The organism is Kribbella sp. (assembly GCF_035655035.1).
Classification (GTDB): Bacteria; Actinomycetota; Actinomycetes; order Propionibacteriales; family Kribbellaceae; genus Kribbella.
Window position 1 is genome coordinate 1 of the sequence record NZ_DASRVN010000298.1, and the last position, 5139, is coordinate 5139.

Annotated in this window: 6 protein-coding genes; all 6 read left to right on the forward strand. The window is 68.7% G+C overall.

Annotated features, from left to right (window positions below; translation table 11 throughout):
• A partial coding sequence (locus tag VFF46_RS17255; RefSeq protein ID WP_325038151.1) for a GntR family transcriptional regulator occupies positions 1-315 on the forward strand: 315 nt, incomplete at its 5' end.
• On the forward strand, positions 312-1037 hold the full coding sequence (locus VFF46_RS17260; RefSeq protein ID WP_325038152.1) for an SDR family oxidoreductase: 726 nt from the start codon (positions 312-314) through the stop codon (positions 1035-1037). The genes VFF46_RS17255 and VFF46_RS17260, both read left to right, overlap by 4 nt.
• Before the next feature lie 3 nt (positions 1038-1040).
• A complete protein-coding gene (locus VFF46_RS17265; RefSeq protein ID WP_325038153.1) occupies positions 1041-2600 on the forward strand; it encodes an FAD-dependent monooxygenase in 1560 nt (519 codons plus the stop codon).
• The gene (locus VFF46_RS17270; RefSeq protein WP_325038154.1) at positions 2597-2986 is read left to right on the forward strand and encodes a cupin domain-containing protein; all 390 of its coding nucleotides are present in this window, start codon (positions 2597-2599) and stop codon (positions 2984-2986) included. The genes VFF46_RS17265 and VFF46_RS17270 overlap by 4 nt, the downstream gene beginning before the upstream one ends.
• 1 nt (position 2987) lies before the next feature.
• On the forward strand, positions 2988-3899 hold the full coding sequence (locus VFF46_RS17275) for an amidohydrolase family protein (protein WP_325038155.1): 912 nt from the start codon (positions 2988-2990) through the stop codon (positions 3897-3899).
• 64 nt (positions 3900-3963) lie between these two features.
• The gene (locus VFF46_RS17280) at positions 3964-4917 is read left to right on the forward strand and encodes a zinc-binding alcohol dehydrogenase family protein (protein WP_325038156.1); all 954 of its coding nucleotides are present in this window, start codon (positions 3964-3966) and stop codon (positions 4915-4917) included.
• Positions 4918-5139: the final 222 nt, after the last annotated feature.

The window sequence follows — 5139 nt, forward strand, 5'->3', positions numbered from 1 at the left end:
CTGTCGCGCGCTGAGGACTCAGCAGGTGCCCGTGACGCGCACGCGGACTTCCACTTCACCATCTACCGTGCCAGCGGCTCGCAGTGGCTGCCGCGGGCCATTGAGCCGGTGTGGCAGAACAGCGAGCGCTACCGGTTCGGGAGCCGCCCTACTGCGTTCTTGATCGAGAAGAGCCGTCAAGAGCACCAGGCGATCCTGGACGCGTGCGTAGCGCGTGACCCGGATGCTGCGGAGCTGGCGCTGCGCAGTCATCTGGCTGGTGCGTTCCAGCGGATCACGGAGACCATGACGTCAAAGCAGAAGGACTTGTCATGAGGGCGACCTTCGACGCGACCGGTGAGGTCGTGCTGATCACAGGCGGCGCCCAGGGCATCGGCGCTGCGCTGGCGGCTGCCGTGAACGCAGCCGGCGGTACTGCGGTGGTCCTTGACGTCACTGCGCCACCTGAGGGGATCGCTTACGTCCCCGTCGATGTCGCCGATCGGGCCAAGGTCTTCGAGGCCGTTTCTCAGGTGCACGCGCAGTACGGGCGTATCGACGGGCTGGTGGCCGGGGCGGCGGTGCAGCCGCGGTCTTCGGTGCTGGAGCTGGATCCGGCCGAGTGGACCCGGACGTTGCAGGTGAACCTGGACGGTGTCGTCTGGGCGTGCCAGGCCGTCGTACCGCACATGGTCGCGCGCCGGGCGGGCTCGGTGGTCGTGTTCACCTCCGGGATGGCATCCAGCGGGTACCCGGGCGCCGCGGCGTACGCGGCGAGCAAGGCGGCGCTGGTGGCGTTCGCGAAGACGCTCGCGGCGGAGGTGGCCGCGGACCGGGTCCGGGTGAACGTGGTCGCGCCGGGAGTGATCGACACCGAGCAGTTCCGGGGAGCGAACGCCGGTGCGGACCGGGAGCACTGGCAGGACACCATAGGTATCGGCGACCCCGACGACGTGGTCGGCCCGTTGCTGTTCCTGCTGTCCGACGCGGCTGCGATGACCGGGTCCGCGCTGACCCGGGAACGTGCCTTTGCCAAGCTCACAAGCTTTGTGGAGTGATTTGTGACTGAACAGCTTCCTGTTGCGGTAGTAGGAGCCGGACCGATCGGTCTGACCACGGCACTCGGTCTGCAGCACTACGGCATCCCGTACGTGCTGCTGGAGGAGGACGCCACGCTCTCTTCCGACACCAAGGCCGGTACGACGCTCAGCCGGACGCTGGAGATCTGGAACCGGTACGGCGCCGTGGACCGCATCCTCGGTGCCGCGCTGCGGATCGACGAGATCGGTGACATCGACCGGGCCACCAACACACCTCGGGCCTCGGTGCAGCTGGCCGAACTGGTCAACGACACCCAGTTCCCGTTCGTGATCAACCTGCCGCAGCAGAAGATGGAGCCCCTGCTCGCGGAGGCGCTCACCGAGCCGGTACGGACGCAGCACCGGATGACGTCGTTCGAGATCCGCGGCGACCGCGTCGTACTGCAACTGGAGACGCCGGACGGGCCGCAGGAGCTGGAGGCGTCGTACCTGCTGGCCTGTGACGGCGGGCGTTCGCGGGTCCGCGATGCGCTCGGTGTGAAGGTCGTGGGGGAGACCCTGCCCGAGCGGTACATGCTGATCGACGTTGTGGTGGACCTGGACGTCGACAACGCCCGGGACTACCCGTACCTCGCGTACTTCGCGGACAAGTCCGAGTGGATGGTGCTGATCCGGCAGCCGGACAACTGGCGGTTCCTGTTCCCGCTGGCGCCGGGCGCCGACGTACCGGGCGACGAGGACCTGCTGGTGAAGGTGAAGCAGTTCATCGGCGAGGTGGACCGGATCGAGCTGATGGGTTCGGTCGTCTACAACGTGCACCACCGGGTCGCGGAGCAGTGGACAGCCGATCGCAAGGTCTTCCTGATGGGCGATGCGGCGCACTTGATCACGCCGATGTGGGCGTTGGGGCTGAACACCGGTGCGCTGGACGCGTCCAACCTGCCGTGGCGGCTGGCCTGGGTACTGCGTGGCTGGGCCTCTCCGGAGCTGCTGGACGGCTACGAGCAGGAGCAGCGGCCGGTGGCGATCGAGGGCTCGGGTGAGATGGCCGAGGCGGCCCGCAAGTACATGTCGTTCCAGCGCGGTGCTGTCACCGAGAACACCGGCGCTTGGGCCACGGCGTACAACCGGACGCTGCTGAGCGTACGGCTCGACGTTGAGGGCGTGGGCGACTGGTCGATGGTGGCCACGTCCGCCACGCCGCCTGCGGTCCGTGCGGGAGACAGGGCGCCGGACCTGGTGCTGCAGAGCCCTACGGGACGTACGACGATCCACGACCTCTGCCGGGACTCGTTCGTGGCCCTGTACTTCACCGACGTACGCCGGCGTCCGGAGATCCCGGTCAACGGCTCGCCGGCGCTGCAGCACTACGCGGTGTCCCGGTGGGACGCGCCGCACGACTCCGGTCTGCGGGACCGCGCGCTGTTCGACCCGGGAAGCGTTGCCACCAATAGGTACGGGGTACCGGCGGAGAGCGTCGTACTGATCCGGCCGGACGGTCATATCGCCGCAGTCGCTCCGATGGGACCTGGCGTGGCTGAGGAACTGTACAAGCACGTGACGGGCCGGGAGGTGCCATGAGTTTCGACGAGCCGCTGCGGGAGATCCTGCTGCAGACGGACGACCTGGAATGGGTGGAGAAGTCGCTGGACGGCCTGTCCCACAAGATGCTCTGGCGGGACCCGGAGACCGAGGCGTCGATCGCCCTGGTGCGTTTCGAGAAGGGGTCCGGCATCCCTTCGGAGCACAAGCACGCCTCGAACCAGTTCATGTTCTGCCTGTCCGGCCGGTACGTGTACCTGCCGACCGGGACGACCCTGACCAAGGGCAGCTTCTACTGGAACCCGAAGGGCGTGGTGCACGGACCGACCCGGGCAGAGGAGACCTCTGTGCTGCTGGAGGTGTACGACGGGCCGCACTACCCGGAGCGTCCTGACTTCTACGACAACGACGAGGACGCGCACTGAGATGGCCGGCTGGGACGTCCACACCCACCTGATCCCGCCGACCGTGCTCGCGGCGGCGCATCGGGGCGAGTTCGGGCTGTCCGTCGACAGCGGGTCGCTGGTCGTCGACGGCAGCCGCCTGCCGCTGCGGCGCCTCGCCGACCCCGCGGCCCTGCTGCACTGGATCGCTGAGCAGGACCTGGACGGCGCTGTGGTGTCGGTGCCGCCGCCCTTGTTCCGGTACGACGCAGGCGCCGAGTGGGCCGAGCTGGTGAACCAGGGGCTCCGGGAGCTCGCTACACCGCAGCTACGCGTGCTGGGGCACCTGCCACTGCTGGACGCGGCCGCACCGGCTGTTGCGGCCGGTCTGGCGGCTGAGGGCGTGTTCAGCGGCTTCGCGCTGGGTACGCCGAGCTATGCGGGACTGGATCCGCTCTGGCGGGTGCTGGACGCCGTCGGGGCGTTCACACTGATTCACCCGGGTGCCAGTGACGACAAGCGGCTTGATTCGTTTTACCTGTCGAACCTGTTGGGGAATCCGTACGAGACCGGAGTCGCGGCGGCCTCGCTCGTCTTCGCGGACGTGCCGGGGCGGTTTCCGGGGATCCGGTTCTGTCTGTGTCATGGGGGTGGTGTGACGGCGGCCGTCGCCGGCCGGTGGCAGCGCGGGATCGACCAGGCCCGGCCCGGTATCGAGCCGGTGACCTTGCCGGTGGCCGAGGCGCTGCGGCGGTTCTACGTTGACGACCTGGTGCACGACGACGCCGTACTGGAGCTGCTGATCAAGACGTTCGGTGCCGAGCGGGTGCTGGCCGGGAGCGACTGGCCGTTCCCGATGGGCAGCGACGAGGTGTCCGCCCCGCGGGCGACAGCGCGGTCGGCGGCGGTCGAGGTGCTCACCCGACCGCTGGCGACGGAGGCCTCCGCGGAGTGAGACGGGTTTTCGGTCTGGTCGTGGTTGTGATCAGATATCAAATCGTGGGGAACGGGGTTGAGGCGTGAGTACACGGGGGACTGTGCTGCACAGTCACGGACCGGGGGAGCAGCTGAAGGCCGACGACGTCGAGCTGACCGTCGGTCCGGGTGAGACGTTGGTGGAGATGCGGCTGGCCGCGGTGACGCCGCTGGACCGGTCGACGTTGGCGGGCAAGCAGCCGCGCGTACCGTTCGTTCCGGGGTCCGAGGGCACCGGTGTGGTGGTCAGCTCGGACGTGGCCGCAGCCGGTGCGACCGTCGTGGTCCGGGGCGAGGGTGTCGGTGTTACGCGGCAGGGCGTGTGGGGGCGGTACGCCGTCGTACCGAACGCCGCCGTACATGCGTTGCCGTCGTCGCTGGAGCCTGCTGCGGCGCTGGCGTTGCTGACGCCCGCGTTGACTGCGCACACTGCTGTACGCCGGGTGGCCGACGTACAGCAGGGCGAGACCGTAGTCGTCACCGGTGTGACCGGGCTGATCGGGCGGATGTGTGCCGCGATCGCACGGGCAGCAGGAGCGGCCAGGGTGATCGGTCTGGTGTCGCTGGACGATGCTGCGGACAGTGCGGACAGTGCTGACGGTCTGGTCGACCAGGTCGTCCGTGTGGACGGGCTTGGGCAGGTAGGGCGCGAGTTGCCGTGGTGCGACGCGGTCATCGACACCATGGGCGGTCCGGTGACCGGTGGAGTGCTCGGACACGTCTCACCGGGCGGACGGATCGCCGTACTCGGGTACAAGGCCGGCGAGTTCACCACGATCGACCTGCACAAGCTCGTCGGCCGCGACCTGCGGCTGCTGCCGGTGAACCTGCAGCGCACCACGCTGGCGCCGGAAGCTGTCGGCGAGGCGCTCGCGGACATCGCGTCGGTGCCCTGGCGAGCGGACTACGACGTCGTACCGGCGAACCGGATCGGCGACGTACTGGGGCGCTCCTCAGGCCGCGTACTGCTCGACCTGACCACCCTCTCGGCGGGCTAGACCACTAGCGTTTACTGGGCAATCAGCCGCCGAACGCCACCAGAAGCCCGATCGACAGCTACCGTACCTCCAGAGCTGAATAGGAGAGAGGCAGCCCGCTACTGATGATCCGACGACTCGAGCTCACACCTGGGGGACCGACCGGGCGCCGTACGCTCGCCGAGGAAGCCGCCGCCGAGCTGCACGAGCTCATCCTGTCCGGCGAGCTGCCCAGCGGTACGG

Coding starts and splice junctions, on each gene's coding strand:
- VFF46_RS17275 (WP_325038155.1), top strand. CDS start 2,988: ATGGCCGGCTGGGACGTCCACACCCACCTGATCCCGCCGACCGTGCTC.
- VFF46_RS17260 (WP_325038152.1), top strand. CDS start 312: ATGAGGGCGACCTTCGACGCGACCGGTGAGGTCGTGCTGATCACAGGC.
- VFF46_RS17270 (WP_325038154.1), top strand. CDS start 2,597: ATGAGTTTCGACGAGCCGCTGCGGGAGATCCTGCTGCAGACGGACGAC.